The sequence below is a fragment of the Psychrobacillus psychrodurans genome, from assembly GCF_050209195.1.
Taxonomy (GTDB): domain Bacteria; phylum Bacillota; class Bacilli; order Bacillales_A; family Planococcaceae; genus Psychrobacillus; species Psychrobacillus psychrodurans.
In genome coordinates this window covers 938,649-959,076 of record NZ_CP189791.1, presented here as the reverse complement: position 1 = coordinate 959,076, position 20,428 = coordinate 938,649, and the positions used below count along the sequence as shown (strand labels likewise).

The window sequence follows — 20,428 nt, the reverse complement described above, 5'->3', positions numbered from 1 at the left end:
CCCAAAAGTTAGAGTAAAAAAATCTAACTTTTGGGGTGTTTTTTCTATGGCAAAATATAGTGAAGAATTTAAATTGCAGGTGGTACAAGAATATCAAAATGGTCTTCTTGGGTTTAGTTTACTAGCGAAGAAATATGAAATTCCAAATAAATCACAAATCAATAAGTGGGTACGTGCTTATAAGGAATTTGGGGTAGAGGGCTTATCCAGAAAAAAGACAAAGCAGGTTTATTCTGTTCAATTCAAGCTCGATGTATTAAACTTTATGAGACAAACAGGTGCTTCTTATCAAGATACGGCAATTGAATTTAATATGAATAATCCAGCGTTAATAGTGAGTTGGAGCCGCATTTTTTTAAAAGAAGGGATAGAAGGCCTGCAAGAAAAAGCGAAGGGACGGCCTCCTATGTCTAAAAAACCCAAAACCAAACCTACCAAACAAGAAAGTACAATGTCTCGTGAAGAAGAATTAGAACGTGAAAACGAGCTTCTTCGCCTTGAGGTCGCATATCTAAAAAAGTTAAAAGCTTTTCAGGAGAACCCGGATGCCTATCTCGAAAAGTACAAGCTACGTTGGCATTCGAACTCAAGCAAGAAGGATTCCGATTAAAAGATGTACTAAAAATCGTTGAGATTCCTGAAGCGACCTATCATTATCACATCAATCAAATGAACAATGAAGATTCAGATCAGGAATGGAAAACACTGATTTCAGCACTATTTGAAAAGCATGAAGGACGATATGGTTATCGTCGAATCCATGCGGAATTACAAGCGCAGGGACATGTGATTAATCATAAGAAAGTACAACGAATCATGAAGGAAATGGATTTAAAGTGTGTGAAATTCGTTCGTAAATCTCGTTATAGATCGTATAAAGGCAAAGTAGGTAAAGTCTCAAAAAACCGTTTAAACCGCCGATTCAAAACGCCACACGCCTTACAAAAACTTGTGACAGATGTAACAGAACTCAAGTGTACAGGAGAAGAAAAACTATATTTAAGTCCGATTATGGATTTGTACAACTGTGAAATCATTAGCTTTAGTATGTCTAAACGTCCTACACTTGACTTTGTGATGGCATCTTTAGAGCAGGTAATACCGATTATTAAAGCGCACGCAAATTACCGTACAACGATACATTCGGATCAAGGATGGCATTATCAACACAATACTTGGGTGAAGACTTTAAAGCGAAACAAGATATTCCAGAGTATGTCTCGTAAAGCAACGTGTGCAGACAATGCGGCGATGGAAAACTTCTTTGGCTTACTCAAACAAGAAATGTATTACGGTGAAGAATTGATGTCTTATGATGCGTTAAAACAAAGGATTGAAACGTACATCAATTACTATAACAATGAACGGATTAAACAAAAATTAGCCGGCATGAGTCCTGTAAAATATCGAACTCATGCCAGCCAATTAGCTGCATAATAAAAACTCTAACTTTAAGGGGTCACTACCCTCTCTAACTAGAGAATTGCTCCTTTTCTATATTAGTGAATACCATGTGCTACCATAGCGTCCGCTACTTTAAGAAATCCTGCGATATTTGCTCCTATTACTAAATTACCTGGATGGCCATAGCTTTCTGCAGCATTATAGCAGCTAGTGTATATGTTCTTCATGACTTGCTTTAATTTCTCATCTACTTCTTCAACCGTCCACGATAAGCGCATGCTATTTTGCGACATCTCCATTGCTGAAACAGCTACTCCTCCCGCATTTGCTGCTTTAGCTGGTGCAAATAAAACGCCACTTGCTTGGAAAGCAAGAATGGCATCTTCTGTGCAAGGCATATTAGCACCTTCCCCTATTGCCTTTACCCCGTTTTGGATTAATATAATCGCATCGTCTTTTGCCATTTCATTTTGTGTAGCACAAGGTAAAGCAATATCACATGCCACTGACCAAATGTCCATGCACCCCTCATGATATACAGCATTTTTATGAACCTTTGTATACTCCTTAATTCTTTTACTATCAAACTCTTTTAATTGTTTGATAGTTTCTACATCGATACCATTAGGATCATATATATATCCATTTGAATCACTACATGCCAACACCAATGCACCAAGTTCAATTGCCTTCTCCATTGCGTAGATTGCAACGTTTCCAGATCCAGAAACAACTACTTTTTTTCCTTCAAAGCTATCATTTGCTGTTTTCAACATTTCTTCAACAAAATAGACTGTGCCGTAACCTGTAGCCTCTTTACGCCCCAAGCTTCCTCCATGATTTGGATCTTTTCCTGTAAACACACCAGCCTCATAGCCGCCCCTTAAACGATTATACTGGCCGAACATATAACCTATTTCTCTCTTCCCCACTCCAATATCTCCAGCAGGTACATCCATATCAGGCCCAATATATTTACTTAACTCGGTTATAAAGCTTTGTGTAAATCGCATTATTTCACGTTCTGACTTTCCTTTCGGATTAAAATCAGAACCACCTTTACCTGCGCCAATCGGCTGCCCTGTCAACGCATTTTTAAAGGTCTGTTCGAAGGCCAAAAATTTCATAATGCTACTATTTACCGTCGGATGAAAACGAATTCCTCCTTTATAAGGCCCTAAGCTATTATTAAACTGTACTCGAAAACCACGATTGACCTGAACTTTTCCAGTGTCATCTTCCCATGCAACTCGAAATGTAATTACTCGGTCAGGCTCCGTAATCCGCTCTAGTATTCCATTATGTATATATTCAGGGTGCTTTAGAAATACAGGACGAAGTGAATCAAATATTTCACGTGTTGCCTGTAAAAACTCTTTTTCCCCTTGATTTCTGTCTTTTACTAACTGGAATACCTCATGTACATAATCATTTGCTTTGCTCTTATATTCTGTATTATTTCTTGTAGTTATTTCCATCCAATTACTCCTATCGTAAAAAATTATTAGTTTCATTATCTCCAAAATACTTTAACTATTCAACATATTTATAAACAAAAAATTATAAATATACAAAATAGTCTTTATTTATAATGTAAACAATCTTAAAATTTCATTAGATTACTATGACAGTAATAGTTGAAAAAAAAGTAAATTAGGTAATTATGAAATTGACCCATTCGCCTACCTTTATCATTTTTTTAGTTCTTTCCTAGGTTGGCCTTCAAATTTTGCTTAAGTTCTTCCAGAGAAGCCTCGTTAGGGATAAAATACGATAATTCCTTATTTTCTATTTTACTGTAAATTCTTTCATCTTGTCCCTCCAAGGTTAACGGGACGATAGGAGAATCTTTAATTTCTTGGTATAGTTTTACAAATCCCAAGTAATCAGAGGTTGGCATATTTGTTCTAACATTTTCCCCAACGTTTTCTATTAAATCATCAAGTTTAGTTACACTGCTAAAACGTGTAGATTCGTTTAGTATTGCTTGAATAACTTGTTTTTGACGTAGATTACGCCCTTTATCCCCCTCTGGATCTTTTTTACGCATTCGAACATATGCAAGAGCTTCATTTCCTTTTAGTAGCATAGGACCTTCCGTATAGGTTTTCCATTTGAGTGTATCTGCTAGTTGGATATCTACTGTAAACGGCACATCCACTTCAATTCCCCCTAGCGTATCGACGATATCTTCAAATCCTTGAAAATTCGTAGTAACGTAATAATCGATTGGTATTTCTAACAAGTTTTCAAGCGCATTTATCGTGTAATTTATTCCACCATATGAATAAGCATGGTTTACTTTGTCTTCTCTTTCTAATTCTTCGATATATAATCTTGTATCTCGAGGAATATTAACCATCGAAATTTTTTCCGCTTTCGGATTAACAGTAACTAATAATAGCATATCCGAACGACCATATTTCGCCTCTTTCTCGTCATCCACGCCTGCTACTAATATGCTAAAAGGAGTGATTCGTAACTTCGTCTGCTCTTCTTCTTCTCTTTCTAAAGGTACATACATTTTAGAAGTTGCATTCTTTGTTTCCTGAGTAAGACTAATAGCAAAAGCGATAACTCCGACGAGCAAAAAGGAAGAAATAACAAGTGCTAATAGAATAATTTTCCTTTTTTTCTTTTGTTTTTGTTTAGACCTTCTTGAAATAGGCATTGTTCTCCTCACTTCATCGTTAGTTTGATTATTCACTCTAATTTAAATACTAACAATATATAATAAATTATAATAGAAATACATTATTATTTCCTTTATAAATGAATCAATTTCATAAAGAATATTGTATAGTTAAATCCGAACTACGCTGATTTCCGCTCTAGGCGGACGCTTTCCGCGGGCACAGCTTCAATCTCCTCGTCACTACGAAAACATATGCTCCTGCGGGGCTTTCAGCTAGCGCTGTTCCCGCTGGAGTCGCCGCCTGCCACCCAATCAACGGGATCGCTTAAAAAAAAACGAAGAATATTGCGATATTAAGTAAACATTCGTATTTTTAAATGAAACAAGTAATTATGAAATTGACTCAAATAATTAGGATTAATATATACAGGGTAACATGGAATGACGTTTGATTTACTGGATGGAATATTAATGCTAATTACATTAATAAAGTAATAGAGGATTTCTGCAAGAAAAAAAGACTCCCCTTTTTAAGGAAGTCTCAATCGATTTACTTAGTACAAACTTCTAATCAATGCTTCCAACATTACAGGCATCTCTATAAAAGCACTATCTACATGGAGTCGCTCAGTTTTTTGGTGAGCATCCTTACCAAATGGTCCAACATTCAAAACTGGACCTTTTAACTTCGCCATGTCGTTAAATGGAATGCTATAGGTGTCTCCCCATACAGGTGTATTATTTTCAAATGCTGTCCAGCCCTTACCTTCATCCTCATAGTTCACATAACTTAAATCACAAATTCCATTGAAATAATGGATTCGATCTATCTTATTGTTGAACGATAAGCTTGATTGCTTCATCAATTCCACTGCTTCTTTAATCAGTGGATCATTGGAAGTGTTAACTGCTGGGTAGTAAGGTGGTGTGAATAGGATAACTGTTGCTGGTGCTAACTCCTGGCATTGGATCATCAAGTCATCTACAATACGGAGCGATTTTTCTCGGTCATCCCATTCCTCATTTGCTAGCGTTAGTTCTTTAAGATGTTCTACTTGTTCTTTTCCTAATTTTTTATATGCATATTCGAGCAATTCTTCATAGCGCAAAACCTTTACTTCTCCTATCCCCGTTACCTGCTCCCGCTCACAAATTATAGAATATTCTTCGTTCAATGCTTGCATTGCATCTTCTGCAACTTGTTCGAACAAATCCATCACTTCCGAGGCAGTACGTTTCAGTAAAAACACATTATATAATGCAACCGCACGGTAAGGTGTTTGCGTAGAATAAGACAGTTTCAGATCCTTCTGCTGCAATGAAACTGGTAAAGGCGTACTCTCCCCAAGATCCGTCTCACAAAATAGATTATTCCACTCCATCCGTTGCGTTAAGAAGGATGCAATATAATTGGCAGTCATGCCTTTCATAGGTTCTCCCACATGTGTTTCCTTCCCGTAAAACAAAGCGGCTGGCATGATTTTACCAATCGTACCTGTATAAATATACTCTGCAATATCAGTTGGATTTTGAGAAAATGAAGGTTCACTATTTAAAAATAGCTTATAGCTTAATCCGAACTCCTCACGTATTCGCACTAAATGTGTAACTGCAGCACGCATACCAGCAGAATTGACTTCTTCATCTGGAACAGTAGTTAAAATAAGATTAATAGGCCACTGCTCAACACTCGCTTTTTCAATTAACTGCATATGTAGCGCAAGCCCCATCTTCATATCCATCGTGCCACGACCAAACAAATACTTACCAGTTTCCAAATCAGTTCTAGCACCTTCAGGCAATTCTTCTGGATTCTCCATTAACTTTTTTGTTAACTCTTCTGGAAAATATGCAAGCGGCTCCAAAACACCATACTCTTCCGTTTGAACCGTATCAAAATGACTAATCAGCACTATTGTCTCAGTCGCTTCTGGGTGCTTGTACAACGCAGTCACTACTTGTCTACCAAGTCCCGCATCATGCATTTGTAATAGACTTGGATGATTTTGAAAATAGCGTAGTTCCCCTAGCTTTTTCACTAATTTAGGGGCAAACGCCCGCTCTCCCTCTGTTAATGTAATACTATCCCAGCTAACCAATTCACATAACAAAGCCCGTAGTTTCTCAGGTGTATCCCATAATTTGCCCATGATGATTTATCTCCAATCCCCATCTATATTAACTATCTATTTAAAATATAGGGTCTACCCTATAAACTGTCAATCTATTTCGAATTTTTTATTATTGATACTTATTATTTCTTAAATTTTATATCAATAAATCGCAATTTTATGACGTCACTATTTTCATTTCAGAAGTATATATAATAAATCAGCAATAATAATTAATCGGTATTAAATACTTACTTTTATAAAAAAAGCAATTGCCTATGATGACAATTGCTCTTTTTTAGTATTTAAAATGTATGTTATTTTAAGTTAGACCATTCTTTTTCTAACCAATTTTTAAATTCTTCGCCTTTGTCACCTTCATACGTATCATATACATCGATACGCATTCTTTTTAATTTTGTTAAATATTCTTCAAAGGTATGATCCTTAGGTAAACTCTTCTTAACACGAACAAATACTTTGTTTGCTCCTTTTACTAATTCGAACTTTTTACGTTTCGGTAATTGTGCTTCTTCCCCAAAATCTAAAAGACTTTGGAAAGCAGCTTCTTGTACTTTGTAAACTGGATCATTTGCAAGGCGTGTTCTTAAAATGTCTTTCACCTGATTATGATTGTACATACCTAATTCAACTACTGCGTCATAGCGTGCCTTCCAGCTTGCAGTACGATTGGCAGCTTTCTTCAGTTCCTCATAATTCTCTGGTAACTCAGTTTTAATAGTTTTTTTACTCATATGATTCAAACTCCTTTATATTCTCTAATTCAGTATTTTCAGCATCCCTTCATTATATACTACTTAAGTAGTATCACCTAATTTATTTCTATAAGAAGGTCTTCCTCATTAAGTCTCATAAACTATATACCCAATAAAACTATTTTCTATCTATTAACCTTTATCAAGGCGAATGATATACTCCGTTAAAGGAGGGAGAATATTGCGTAATGCTGGTGAATTAAAAAAGTATAAATTTTACCTGAAGTTTAAAGGTGGTCATAATCTGATATTCGAAACGAATACAGATATCCGTACAGCTGAAAGGAATAAAGTGAATGGTGGGCTATTTGTAGATACCGAAAACAATTATACGATCAACCTAGCGCAATTGGAAAGTTTAAATGTCAAAATACTTCATTGAAAATACATAAGAATTACAATCTAACAGACATCAAGCACATTTCGATTATTTGAAATGTGCTTGATGTTCTACTTTCATTTATTTAATCGTTGCTTTCTTAGCTTGCATCCTTACTAAAACTTCTAAAATCTCTGAAACAATGTCCAAATTTGTACTTTGTCTTCCTTCTAATAATTCCTTATTGTCCTGTTGAATCATCTTGAATGTCCAATTATTATTAGGAGATGTTAAAACATGCATACCTTCGATAACCCAACCGGCATCCTCTTTGAAAAATACCATTAGTCGATTATTATGTATCATACTTTTTAGCGCCGCATCCAATTGACTACTGATACGTTTCCAGTCTTCCCCTAAATTGATAGAATCCAAGCTCTGCACATCTGTCACTGATCCGGCTTTCACCCAAGCATTGTATGCAGCAGGAGAAACAAAAATAGTTTCACTTACAGTGACAGAGTGCTTTTCTACACCTACTAGCATTCGAGGGTAAATGACATTATTCCAAACATGATCAGGCGCACCATGAACGTATAACGTATATTCACTTTCTTCGTTTTCTTTACATTCCACTACATGGTCTTTGCTAAAGTAAAAATAACTTTTCTGATTTCCATCTTTCATAATCTCTACAACCATATTAGTACGCGACATGATCCATAAAGCATTACCGAAGTTTTCTTCTAATTTAATTTCCTTATCGACTAAATCAATAAGATTAAGCTTATGAAGTTTTTTATAGGTCTTCTCCCATACCCTTTCTATTTCGTATTTTGTTAGGTGTTCGAAGGGATTAGAAAAGCCTATTAAAGTTCTCGTATTTAACGTTTGCATCATTACAAAAATATCCTGTACTGTAAATGTTGGAATCATTCTTTTCCCTTCTTTCTTTTTTTCTTGTTCTTTTTCTGCTCCGTGTATCTGTCGCTTTTTGGCAATCCAAATTCAGGGAATCGTTGTTTCACAATATCTATATTTTTATTAATAAAGAAATATCTATGAATGTTAATCGTAAAAAAAGCAGTACAAAGAGATAAAATTGATATCCCAACTATTAACAAAATATTTACAGCTGACTCTGAGTAGATAAAGGATAAAATAAATTGACCGATAATGTAAGAACTACCACCAATAGCTGTCCAGGCTATAGGCATAGTTCTTTTTTGTTGTAATTTATAATATGTTCCACTGTATAGTGCTTTCCAGTTTAACCAATTGATCACCCCCAATAAGAGGACAAACAAAACTAAATTAATAACAAAAGGAGTACTTCCTTTCCATTCCATATTTACATATATTAATTTTAAAATTACTAAAAAAAACACGTAAGTATTCACTACTCCGTATATACCAAAGAATAAATAATACGATTTTTCGTATTTATATGGATCAATCAAATAAACAATTGCCCATAACTGAATAATTATGATTGGTATAATTGCAGCAAGGAAAAAAGGCAAAGAGAACGGCACTCCTAATAGTGGTATTATTCCAACCACATATAACAGTATTAGGAAATACCCGACTATACCACTTCTGTTTTCCTGGGGTGATTCTAGATTTAAATACGATAATTTAATGTGGTCTAATTTAGTATTATTCATATTAATCTCCCGTCTCAGGAAAGATTATTTTTTTATATTCTTATTCATATTCTTCTTTTTCTTTCTCGTTCCTCGTCTCTCAACCATTGGTAACCCAAACTCTGGAAACATTCTCTTTACTATTTCCATATTTTTTTATGAAAAAATATCGGTGAATATTAATTGAAAAAAATGCGGTAAATAAAGATAAAATGGACAGACAAACAATGATTAATATACTTATTCCCGAGTCTGTATAGACAACAGATAATATTATTTGCCCTAATATATAGGAAGTCCTGCTATTGATGCCCAACCTTCTGGAATGGAACTCTATTGTTGTAACTTATAATATGTCTCATTATAAATAGCTTTCCAATTCATCCAATTCATACCACCAATTAATAAGATGAACAATATTACATTAAATAAAAATGGACTCAAGCTATCTATGATTTATATAAAATAATTTTTGTATACTAACGAAATAGACGTAAGTATTGACGACACCATATACCCCTAGAAATAAATAATAGGATTTTTCGTATTTATAAGGTGCTATTATATAAATAATTCCCCAAAATGTTATTAATACTGTTGGAATAATAGCGGAAAAGAAAAATATCTTATTAATGGTTCCCCTAAAAGGGGGTAGAATCTCAATTAAATAAAAATTACAAGAAAATTCCCTAATACACTTTGTTTATTAAATTTTGGTGAGTTAAATTTTAAATACGATGATACGATGAAAAAGTATTAGACATTCCATCTTTTTCTATTAGAATTCTCTCCTAACTAACTTCAGATAATATATGAATTATTTCTTCTTTTTCTTCCTTTTTGTATTTCTCTCCATCTCTGGCAATCCAAAGTCTGGATACACCTGTTTTACCAATTCCATATTCTTATTAATAAAATAATAGCGATGAATATAAACAGAAAAATAAGAAGTCAATAGAGCAAGTGAAGAAATAAGTACAATCAGAAGGGTACTCACTGCGTCGTCACTATAAATGAACGACAATATAAACTGACCAACTATATAACCTAATGCCCCAACCATTGTCCAAGACACATTAATACTCTTTTTTTTCTGCAACTTATCATACTTACCAGAGTAAAGAGCTTTAATATTTAATATGTTCACACCTACTATCAATGCTATAAATAACAAAAGCCATATAATAAAAGGTTTGATTCCCTCTACACCCATATTCACATAAAGTAATTTTACAACGACTAAGAAAAAAACATAGGTATTAACTACTCCATAAATACCGAAAAATAAATAATAGGATTTCTCATTTTTATAGGGATCAATTAAATAAACGATTGCCCAAATGGAGATTAGAACAATCGGAATAATGGCAGCAACAAGAAATGTAGAGGAAAAAGGTTCACCAATTATCGGCATTATTCCAGTGAAATATAAAAACATGGTGAAAAATACAATAATATTCTTTTTATTTACCTCAGGTGTTTGAAACTTTAAATAAGACAATGTTACCGCATCTATGTTTTGCTGTATTATTTCTCTCTCCTCCTATCAATCAAACCAGGAAGCAATCCCGTCGATCATTCCTTTTGTTCCTATTTTGATAGCATCTCCAATTGAATCAGAATTCCCATCACCATTTACATCCATAATTTTAGCCTCATTCAAAATAGTAGTCACCACTGCACCGAAAAATAAACCCGCCACAGCTCCAGCAACAACCCCTATCGGTCCGCCAGCTGCACCTACCATTGCTCCAGCTTGTGCTCCTGCCCAAGCTGATGCAGCCATAGAAGCTCCAGCTATTGCAACATCTCCTGTTACGTTACCAGCTATTTGACTAGCTGACTCATTATTTTCAATACCATGATAAATATCACCACCAGCTGTTGCAAATATACCGACATATCCTAACTTATTAGAAGACCATCGGAATGTCGATTTTACATTGGTCGCTCCGTCAACTCTTTTCCAAACTTTTTCATAATTAGTTGCATTTGCGCCAGTATATGTTTTTTTCTTTACACCAATTAAATCTGGACGAGTTATCTTAACAACTGGCGTGGGGACTCCTTTTCTCATTTTACTTTTGAGGGTTATACCAAAACCTTGAGAAGCCAATCTTATTTCCTTATACGCTACGTGCCCAGATGATGCAGATCCTAGTAAAGTAGCTGCTGCATTAATAGGTTTCTCTTGCCAATCGTTAATATTAACACCAACAGTGGTCATAATCCCTTCCCATAAATTCTTTTCTGTATAGGCAGGTGCTGATACTTCCACATTATTCTGTTCTACTCGGGGATCTGAAGCTAGCATATCTATTTGGTGCTGCAAATAGAATTGACCAATCGGTGTTGCATCCTGTACAGAATTCCAACTATCTGCCGGGAAGTTAACATCCGTTAATCCTTCTTCCATTAAATATTCAATATCTGTTAGCCATGCTTCCATATTTAACATGGCTGCCTCTATTAAAAGTAGCGCATTCGTTTGAGTCAAATCGAATTCATTTAGATCGGTAACCGTATTATCCCTAGATGTTCTTGCACTAGTTACGCCCTCCTGTACACCACTGTCATCTAAATGGGGCAGAGCAACGATATCAGAAACAGAATCCATAATGCTATTGGATTCATCTGTCAAACTAGTTGTTACTTGAGAAATTTCTGTTAAACCCTCTTCTACTTCTCCTTCCAAATACGCCTGGCGAATAAAGCCATTGGCATCTGGCTCTAATGCATCGAGTGCGGAATTCATAGTAGTAAGGGTTGTATTAAATAGAGAATTAAACGTCAAAAAGAAATGTAGAAAAGGTAAATGGCAATCATTATAGAACGATCTTATTGCATCTCCCCCCTCCCCTTTAAGCGTTTCCTCCATAGCTACTAAGCCTTGCACAGCGGTTTGGATTGCATTCATTTCTCCTTCAAGTCGAGAGAGCATATTAATATTACGCCCTATACCATCGTGAAACGGATGTACGTCTAATATTTTCATTGGGCTGCCACACTTGTTCCATTGATGGTACACTGCATAGCCGCTGATATTTTTTGATCAGACTCTTCCATAAAGTCAATTGAAGCGGAGGTAGTTTGTATATTTTGGGTTGATAATGTTTGATATTTTACAAGTAATTGGTCCAATTTTATGGATAATTCGTTGAACTTTGTAACGACATCTAGAGTATTACCCGTAATAGGTGGCTCTGCTTTTGGATTCAGCAAATCGACTGCACTAGTCATTTCTCCAATTTGATTTTCCACATCTGCATATACGATTTTAACTTCCGTAGACATAATGCTTTTCCTCCTTGCAAGTTAGTTTGCTTTAGCTTGATTTTGACGTGCTTGCTCCGCTCTAAGATTTGCTATTATTTGTTCAATAGATGCAATTTCAGCAATCAATTCACTTATTTTCGCAGATATAGCACTAAACACATTAGAAAATTGACTTCCTGATATATCTACATAGCTAGTATGAATACCCGATTCACGAATATCGTCAAACTTATCTGCATGAGTCCCCTGCCAAGTAGTAGCAGTGAGCTCAGGCTCTAAACACTTCGGTTCATTCGTATTAAATTCTGATTGCTTCCCTTGCAAAGAAGATTGACATGCAGTTAATCTTTGCAGATCTTCCTTCTTTTTAGCTAATAAAGCAATATAATATCCAAGCATATACATTTCCTCCCTTTTTTCATTTGGCTGATTTAGTAGATTCAGAGGTATTAACTAATTTGGGTAAAAGGATAACAAATATTGCAATAATACCAATCCCTACTAATCCTAAAAATATAAAGGTCCTTATCTTTCCGCTAGAGGATTTCTTCTCTCCCATTGGGGAAACCGATAACTCTGCTTGTTTTGTATCTTTAGCAGAAAACAGCTTTAACTCTGAGGACTTTGCCGTTACGGTACTTTTTTCCCCACGTTCAGCCGTTAAAAACAAGTAAGAAGTATCTCCTCTGTTAGGGAGTTTATTTCTTCCATCAAAATATATATCCACTTGTTTTTTAGGAATTGTATTTTTCATTTCAGTTTTCTTCTTATCATGCAGATAATCGGTGTTTTTCTTAAATTCTAGTTTTTCATAAATCATAGGATCCAAGTCTTCTGCTTTTTTTGGTTCTTCCGCAAGGACGATAAAAGCATTTCCAACGAGCATTAAATATAATATTGGAAACAAAAGACGTAATTTAACTTTCATACGCTTCATCTGCCACAGATGCTTTTAATCTATTATTTTTATTCATAAAATATGTGGTCGTTAGCATCGCTATTGCGATTACCGCTGTTATTACTGCACCCCATATAAAGCTGGTTTCAGGTTCATATTTGATAGACATATAAACGGTAGACAAAACATCTGGAATATTAATATCAGGTACAGCCAGTATTAATAGTGGAATAATGTATAAGCACATCAATGCCACACTAGCAAGCCAACCAACTGATTGTCCGAATTCTAATGCTACACGAATTATTGCTGCGCCTGCTAGCAGTAATAAAATAGTAAAGATTGTCCATTCTAGTGCACGATGGTCATTTAAAATGTACATATAGATACTGTAGAAACTAATAATTAGACCAACAATTATGGACAATAAAGCTGTCATAGTAAGTTGAAGCCCAATTGAACCTTCTTTCATCTGATAAGAGAAATATCCGATTAACAAACTACTGATTAATAGAATGATAAACAAAATAACAGGTGGAACTTTCTCCATTTCATCAGAAACGACTGCTTCTCCTTTTACATCTAGCGGGTTCACAAAATGATTAAATGCATATCCGTTTTCCTGACCATCTACATATGTATTGGCAAGAAATTCTTGAATATCATTATCAAATTCAGACATGACAGCCACATTCGTATCCCATTTCCCACTAAATTCATTCGAGGTATCTTTTATATTGTCTGCTTTAACAGTTAAGTCGTTTGCATAATCTACTAAACTGCTTTGTTTTTGTGATAAGGACTGAATCATTCCACTTAACGTTACTAATTGGTTCGTCACATTTTGTTGACCAGCCATTACTTCCCCTTCAGAAGTAGTCGCCACTGGCTCACCTGAAGGAATCATATTTGCTGGATTTTGAATTTGCGCAAGTAAAACATTTGCTTGCTTGTCAATAGAATTTAATTCATTAATCAACGATGCATGTTGTTGTTCTGCAGTTTCTTTATATCCCGACATAATCGCAGCAAACGTTGTACTTAAGTCGGACATTCCTAGTTCGGTTTGAGGAATACTTTCCCCAACAGAAGTCCAACCCTCTAGCTCCAATTCGTTAATATCCACAACATTTTTCAGCAATGTTGTTAAAATTTCATCCTTCAACATAGCATCCTTATTAGCACTATCTCCTCCCTCATTGAGGGTAAATTCAAATTGTTCTAAAGTAGCGTAGTAGGATAACAAAGAACTTGTATCTGTTTTTGCTGCACCTTTTGCGAATAGCTCCTGCAGTCTAGCACGTTGTTCGTCCGCCAAACTTGAATTAGCTAAAAGTGCCTCTTCTTTTTGTTTTATTTCCATACCTATACGAACCGTATCCGTTGGGTATGAATTGATAATTTGTTGAACTGATTCATACTCTCTGTAAATAGAGCCATAGTTTTCTAATAAATTCGCATATTCCGTAGAGGCATGTGAATAATCTGTAGTTCCTGTTTGTTTTGCACTAGCCCATGTTGCTTCTCTTTCAGCCAGTAGTGCTGGAATTGAACCCAATTCTGCTTGAAGCTTATCAATTTCACTTATAAAAGTGGAAGTTGGATCCGTTTCTGCTACTTTTGATTTTAAAGATGTCAGTCCAGATAAAATACTATCTACCTTCGCACGTTCTTGTTCAAGGCCAAGTAAATTAGTAGAAGCTTTCTCCACTGCTTTTTGTTCTAGCTGTTCTTTAATAGAAACAAACTGATTTGGCTCTGTACCTATGGAAGCTGCTGCAAGAACTGCATTACCACTTTTCCCTGCTTCAATACCTTTTTCTAGATTAGATAAAATGGTGTTATTATAACGATCGATCGCACTACCTTGCACTACTAGCAAGTCCGTAACTTGACGATCTACTTCATTTTTTCGAAGCTCCGATAATGCATTAAATTTTTCTTTATTGGTATCAATAATGCCATTCACTTTTTGAATTTCTTCATTTAATTGGTTATTACTATCCTCTAGCAGTTGTACAGACTGATTGAATTGCTCTGCTTGTGTTGCTGCTGCTGCGTGGATTTTAGCCAAACTATCATCTTGCACTTGCTGTAGTATTTGTCTTTGGGTATTCTGAAACTCCTTATATTGCTGTACATAGGTTATGAAATTGTTCATTTGTAATCCAAACGAATCGGCATTTTCAATACGACTAGTATGTGCATTATTTGCAGACCCGAGAGTTGTTTGCAATGATTCCATTTGATCCTTTTGTCTTAGCATTTGTTCAGCCAGTGTTTCTGATTCTGGCTTATAGTATGCTGACATAGCACTAAGAAATTCTGTTTCTTTTCCTAAAATACTTGTAAACTCTTTTTTAATATGATTCATTTCTTGTGCTATATAGCTCCAGTACAAAGTTGAAATTTTATCATTTACACGGTCTGTTGCTACTTCTATTTCATGCAAAACATGTTCCTTACGTAACCCTGTTTTCTGACGCTGCACTTGGTATGCAAACTCCGCTTTTTGGGGATTTTGTTCATCATACGACATAATATTTCCCGAGAAATTGGAGGGAATATAAACAATTGCATCGTACTGGTTTGATTTTAAACCGTTTTCTGCTGCCCCCCGCCCCATTACTTCCCATTCATAATCCGAGTCCTCCGCTAAAATGGATACTACTTCTACACCCATTTGAACTGTTTCTGCATCCTTCGTTAAACCCATATCTTCATTTACAATAGCTATGGTACGTTTATTTGAGTTATTCAAATCGAGAATATTAACACCCATTAGCTGGAAAAAAATAATGGGAACAGCTAATATTACTAGAATTCCAGCACCGTATTTTAATAGTCTGGTATTTATACTTGATTTCATTGTACTATCGTCCTCTCCAACTCACTTAAAGGAATCTTTACTTTTGTATCGTTCCCATTCAAAATATAATGTGCAAATCCAAGCGGAAGTTCCGCTTCTTTGCGCTCATACGCTACTGTAAACAAAGTTTGCTCCGACTTTTTCATGTACACGAGCGCCTGTCTTACAAGCTTCAACTCATTCGTGAAGGCATCATAACCTTTAGTGATTTCTGCATTATTACCAGACATAATGACATTGAAGCCTAAGTGAGCGTAACGCTTCATCAGTTTCGCTAATCTGTCCTGAAGGGTAATATCAGCTACTTGTAAGAATCTCGTATATCCATCGATGATGAAGTAAGAAAGCGTAATTTCTATAGGATCTCCTTGTTGAATATTTTCGAGGTAAGCCTGTTCGATTTCCGAATAATATTGCTCTGTTCGTGTAATCCATTCTGCCAGATTCTCTTTCGTTTCCAGATAGTCAATTGCATCATAATCAGCAAATTTTGATAATCCTCTATCAAACGAATCAAATATAGTAATGAATCCTGTTTTTTGTTCTAACAGTGTGTGAAGCATCCAAGTTATCGTATTAGTCTTCCCTCTTTGAACCTGTCCAACAAGTAAACAATGACGATTTTTCTTAAAGTCAATGGAGATTGGTAGAACAGTATTTTCATCCAATCCAATTGGAACGATTCCATCCTTTTTCTTACCATCAAAGTAGAAGGAGAAGTTTGTAGATGTAAGCTCTAGTGGGAGCATCGGAATAGGTTTCGGATAACTATCTTCCTGGTGCTTATTTCGTAAACTTTTAACTTTTGCTTTGATGGACTCTAATACTTCATAGTCATCTGATCCACTCGCTGGTAAATAAATTTGCGCAAAATGGGTATCCTCTTTTTTCAAAATTGCTCTACCCGGGAATGGCTCTAAATCGAATGGTACTCTGCCAACTACTGTAAATGACTCTGTCGTATCCATTAAATAATGAACGATCTTCGTTTTTAAGTTATTCATTAAGGACTGTCGAACCGATTGAACTCTTGTCGCTGCCACGAACAAATAAATTCCGAGTGATTGACCATCCCGACCAAATTGAATCAGTTGTGCTTCTAGCTCTTCCATTTCTTCACGGACAATATCATAATTATCAACTGCTATATACAGAAGAGGTAACGCCTGCGTTGATAACTTATTGTACATTTGGATGTTACTTACTTCTGATTTCTGGAAGGCAATTTTTCGCTTAGCAATCTCTTCTTTTATAAGCTTGACTAGCTTATCTCTTTTCAGCTCTTCATCGATTGTAAAATAATCTGCTGTATGAGGGAGCTGTCTAAGTGGTAATAGTGATCCATTTCCATAATCGAGCAAGTAAAAGTTTACTTCTTCCGGAGATAGGTTTTCTGCTAGCCCCAATATTGTTGAAAGTAATGTATATGACTTACCATAGCCCGAGGAACCGAATACTCCAAGATTTCCATCCTTTGTCCAGTTATATGCTACCGGTGACTGGCTTTGCTTATCTGGTTCATCGATCATTCCAATTGGGAATCCAGATTGACTAGTAGGAATATCTAGTTGCTTTTCAAGTCGTAAGGCTAACGGCTCTAACCAAGGACTTGCTACTTTTTGAATATTCATTTCAGCAGTTATTTCCGCAATTTTCCCTGTCACTGCCTCCATCTCCGTCATTCCACTTGAATTCTTCTTCACACTTGTAGCTATCCCAGAAAGTGGATACAATCCAAGATCAGTAACAATTGCTACATCCTCTTCTCCCTCTAACACCTCTTCCTTATAAGGGGCCCCGCTCCACGCTGACTGGAATAGTTCATACACTTCATTGTTTCCAACTTGTAAATAACCACGGCCAGTTACAGTAATAGAAGCGGCATCCCCATTCTTCAAAATTTCCTTACTATCCGATGCATCCTGTACCTTCAATGCAACTCGGAATCTCGCGTTACTCCAAATCTGTTCGTCTATAACTCCCCCTGGCTTTTGGGTAGCTAAAATAAGATGTACTCCTAAACTCCGACCGATGCGAGCTGTACTTACAAGTTCTCGTATAAATTCAGGTTCCTCACGTTTCAACTCGGCAAATTCATCGGAAATGAGAAATAAATGAGGAAGTGGTTCCATCGCCTTTCCTTCTTTATAAAGTGTCGTATAATCATCGATATGAGTAACGACGTATTGATCAAACAAACGCTGTCTTCGTTTTAGTTCACTATTTATAGAGGCAAGTGCACGCATACTAAAGTTTTTACTGCCTTCAATATTCGTAATCGTTCCCAACAAATGCGGAATATGCTTGAACGGCTGTGCCATTCCTCCACCTTTGTAGTCGATTAATAGAAAGGCTACTTCATGTGGATGATAATGAACTGCAAGTGATAATATATACGTCTGTAGAAATTCACTTTTCCCCGAACCCGTTGTACCAGCTAACAAACCGTGGGGCCCATGTGCCTTTTCATGTAAGTTCAATGCCACAAGCTCATTTTTCCCTTTAAAACCTATTGGCACAGCAAGTGATTTTGCTGACTCGTTCATTGTCCAATTTTGTACTATTGGGACGTGCTCAATTTCTTTAACACCGAACATCTCTAGAAAACTAACCGAGTTTGGAATAGAATTTTTTATTCCTATTTGATGATTCAATGTTCGAAGCATTCGTGTAAATCTCTCGTTCGTAGCAGGATCAAATTCATCTAAGTTGAATGGGATATCTACAGCCTTGCCAGCCTCAATGAGAATATCTCCCTCGTGTTCGTTGACGTATCGAATAAGAGTGTGAACGTTTTCGGTCATTCTTTCCTGTGCCGATTCCGCGAAAATAACGGATATTCCAAGGTCTTTTGTATTTTTGCTTTCTAAGTATTCCAAGATGACATGCTCAGCAAGCAATGAATAATTGGAAACGAAGAAAACTAAATGTGGCGCAAATATTGTTTTGCCCTTCTGATCATCTGTATCTCGCTCACGAATTATTTCATATAACGAAGACAATAATTGATCCCTAGTTTCCTCGTTATGTATCAACCCTCTTGCATGCATATTCGGAAGTTTAAAATGTGGTAACCATTTCATCCACTCAATTTCAGCATACTCATCATGATTGAAAATATAAATAAATCTTGTATCATGATAGCTTTGAGAAAATGCCATTTGACCAATTATTTGCTGAAGTTCTCGCTTAATCACTGATTCTTTTCCAGTTAACCCTAAGATACCTTCGGATAATTTAGTTGTTATTGGTGCAGCAGGAATTTCTTTATAGACCTTTTCCATTCGCTGAGCTTGTTTGAGCAAATTATCTATTTCTCTATTCGCTAAATCACCTGAAGAAAGTTTAATTTCATAGCTAGATTTCACGTTTCCTGTTCCTAATCTAAATTCTAAAAAGTCATGACTATCTAAAGTTCTCTCCCAGATTCTACTAGATAAATCACTGGTCATTTGTTTCATCTCTTCAAAACTCGGGAAATGATAGTCCAACACTTTCTTTTGTTTCTCGGAAAGCTCATAAAGTTCTTCTCTCATGTTCTCTAAATACGCTTTATAGACTCGAAGGCGTTTTTCCGCATTCCGCTTATGCTTCTTTTTGTCACGGAAATATTGAACAGTAGAGGTAACTAGTACTGTTAAAAACATAGTAATAGAAATAATAACGAAAATTCCCCTAGGGATAAAAATTGCTACTAGTGCCATCACTACAAGCATCACCAGTGGTGGTGCGATAATGAGCCATAATCCTCTTCCAGAATCATCTGTTTCTTGAGTCGGAAATGTTAATGAAATTTTGTCATCTGGAAGATCATAAATCATTCTAGGTGTACGACGATAATCAGGATACATATGCAGAATTTCAGATTCAGGAACATCTATAATAGAAAGTTTCGTTGCAAAAGGAACAGCAGCAGTCACCTCGAGCAGGTCTTTTTGGAGTAATTTCATTTCCATAAAAGCCCACTGAAGCACATCTCCATCAGCTAGAATTGTATTAGATTCTACTATCTTGCCATTTACATATAAAGGACAGCCAAAGTCTTTCTTTATAATCCATCCATCCTTTATTTTGTTTAACGAAAAATGCCCGGACTCAACTTTTGGAAAACTTGTTTTAAGTCTTTGAAATGTCGCAATTTCTAATTGGGTATCAAAGGAAACCTCATTATCAAAGTCTATATAGTATGTTTCCGAAGTTAGCGGAGTGGAGGAAATATACAAATGGAGCATTTTTTGTTTTTGTTCAATCGTAAGGCCCTCATCATCAGTAAGCCTTCCGAAAGGTTTATCTCCACTATAAACTGCTAGTCCAGCATCATCCCTTGTTAATGTAATAGGACCATTGACAAAGGGAAATGTCTGAATCGTAATATCATGTTCAATTGCTGGACCAATTGTGAAAGATGTAAAATCATTTTCAGGTACAGTTATTCGCTGATAATTTTCGGCGTAAAACAACCATAGTTGTTGCAATAGGTACACCTTCTTTCGA

The 20,428-nt window shown here is 35.8% G+C and carries 16 protein-coding genes; 3 read left to right on the top strand and 13 right to left on the bottom strand.

Features of this window, described 5'->3' with window-relative positions:
- Positions 1–46: 46 nt before the first annotated feature.
- Positions 47–610, top strand: coding sequence for a transposase (locus ACQCPR_RS04485; protein WP_427137164.1), 564 nt, complete (start codon positions 47–49; stop codon positions 608–610).
- Positions 574–1,437 (top strand): IS3 family transposase, encoded by an 864-nt coding sequence (locus tag ACQCPR_RS04480; RefSeq protein WP_427137165.1) that lies wholly within the window; start codon positions 574–576, stop codon positions 1,435–1,437. Before ACQCPR_RS04485 ends, ACQCPR_RS04480 begins: the two co-directional genes overlap by 37 nt.
- 62 nt (positions 1,438–1,499) lie before the next feature.
- Here ACQCPR_RS04480 and gdhA read toward each other — a convergent pair whose 3' ends face one another.
- The 4 genes from gdhA to ACQCPR_RS04460 all read right to left on the bottom strand — a co-directional run bounded on the left by gdhA (position 1,500) and on the right by ACQCPR_RS04460 (position 6,905).
- Complete coding sequence (gdhA, locus tag ACQCPR_RS04475; RefSeq protein WP_269920577.1) at positions 1,500–2,882, bottom strand: NADP-specific glutamate dehydrogenase; 1,383 nt, start codon at positions 2,880–2,882, stop codon at positions 1,500–1,502.
- 221 nt (positions 2,883–3,103) lie between these two features.
- On the bottom strand, positions 3,104–4,075 hold the full coding sequence (locus tag ACQCPR_RS04470) for an LCP family protein (RefSeq protein WP_427138315.1): 972 nt from the start codon (positions 4,073–4,075) through the stop codon (positions 3,104–3,106).
- Positions 4,076–4,593: 518 nt separating this feature from the next.
- Positions 4,594–6,189 (bottom strand): M20/M25/M40 family metallo-hydrolase, encoded by a 1,596-nt coding sequence (locus ACQCPR_RS04465; protein ID WP_427138314.1) that lies wholly within the window; start codon positions 6,187–6,189, stop codon positions 4,594–4,596.
- A gap of 278 nt (positions 6,190–6,467) precedes the next feature.
- Positions 6,468–6,905: a HEAT repeat domain-containing protein gene (locus tag ACQCPR_RS04460; RefSeq protein ID WP_427138313.1), complete on the bottom strand. Its 438-nt coding sequence runs from the start codon at positions 6,903–6,905 to the stop codon at positions 6,468–6,470.
- A gap of 202 nt (positions 6,906–7,107) precedes the next feature.
- On the opposite strand from ACQCPR_RS04460, the gene ACQCPR_RS04455 reads away from it, so the two are divergent.
- The gene (locus ACQCPR_RS04455) at positions 7,108–7,308 is read left to right on the top strand and encodes a hypothetical protein (protein WP_090565238.1); all 201 of its coding nucleotides are present in this window, start codon (positions 7,108–7,110) and stop codon (positions 7,306–7,308) included.
- A gap of 78 nt (positions 7,309–7,386) precedes the next feature.
- Here the strand turns inward: ACQCPR_RS04455 and ACQCPR_RS04450 are convergent, their stop codons facing one another.
- From ACQCPR_RS04450 to essC, 9 genes are all read right to left on the bottom strand, one after another.
- Positions 7,387–8,181 carry a hypothetical protein gene (locus ACQCPR_RS04450; RefSeq protein WP_427138312.1) on the bottom strand — a complete coding sequence of 265 codons (795 nt, stop codon included), beginning with the start codon at positions 8,179–8,181 and terminating at the stop codon, positions 7,387–7,389.
- Positions 8,178–8,912 carry a hypothetical protein gene (locus ACQCPR_RS04445; protein WP_427138311.1) on the bottom strand — a complete coding sequence of 245 codons (735 nt, stop codon included), beginning with the start codon at positions 8,910–8,912 and terminating at the stop codon, positions 8,178–8,180. Before ACQCPR_RS04445 ends, ACQCPR_RS04450 begins: the two co-directional genes overlap by 4 nt.
- A gap of 796 nt (positions 8,913–9,708) precedes the next feature.
- Positions 9,709–10,392 (bottom strand): hypothetical protein, encoded by a 684-nt coding sequence (locus ACQCPR_RS04440; protein ID WP_340879188.1) that lies wholly within the window; start codon positions 10,390–10,392, stop codon positions 9,709–9,711.
- Between the two features lie 45 nt (positions 10,393–10,437).
- A complete protein-coding gene (locus ACQCPR_RS04435) occupies positions 10,438–11,886 on the bottom strand; it encodes a ribonuclease YeeF family protein (RefSeq protein ID WP_427138310.1) in 1,449 nt (482 codons plus the stop codon).
- A complete protein-coding gene (locus ACQCPR_RS04430) occupies positions 11,883–12,185 on the bottom strand; it encodes a YwqI/YxiC family protein (protein ID WP_090565249.1) in 303 nt (100 codons plus the stop codon). The genes ACQCPR_RS04435 and ACQCPR_RS04430 overlap by 4 nt, the downstream gene beginning before the upstream one ends.
- A 21-nt stretch (positions 12,186–12,206) precedes the next feature.
- Positions 12,207–12,566: a YwqH-like family protein gene (locus ACQCPR_RS04425; RefSeq protein ID WP_090565251.1), complete on the bottom strand. Its 360-nt coding sequence runs from the start codon at positions 12,564–12,566 to the stop codon at positions 12,207–12,209.
- A 19-nt stretch (positions 12,567–12,585) separates the two neighbouring features.
- Complete coding sequence (locus tag ACQCPR_RS04420) at positions 12,586–13,095, bottom strand: type VII secretion EssA family protein (RefSeq protein ID WP_090565253.1); 510 nt, start codon at positions 13,093–13,095, stop codon at positions 12,586–12,588.
- Complete coding sequence (esaA, locus tag ACQCPR_RS04415) at positions 13,085–15,934, bottom strand: type VII secretion protein EsaA (RefSeq protein WP_427138309.1); 2,850 nt, start codon at positions 15,932–15,934, stop codon at positions 13,085–13,087. Before esaA ends, ACQCPR_RS04420 begins: the two co-directional genes overlap by 11 nt.
- A complete protein-coding gene (essC, locus tag ACQCPR_RS04410; protein ID WP_427138308.1) occupies positions 15,931–20,409 on the bottom strand; it encodes a type VII secretion protein EssC in 4,479 nt (1,492 codons plus the stop codon). Before essC ends, esaA begins: the two co-directional genes overlap by 4 nt.
- Positions 20,410–20,428 lie beyond the last annotated feature (19 nt).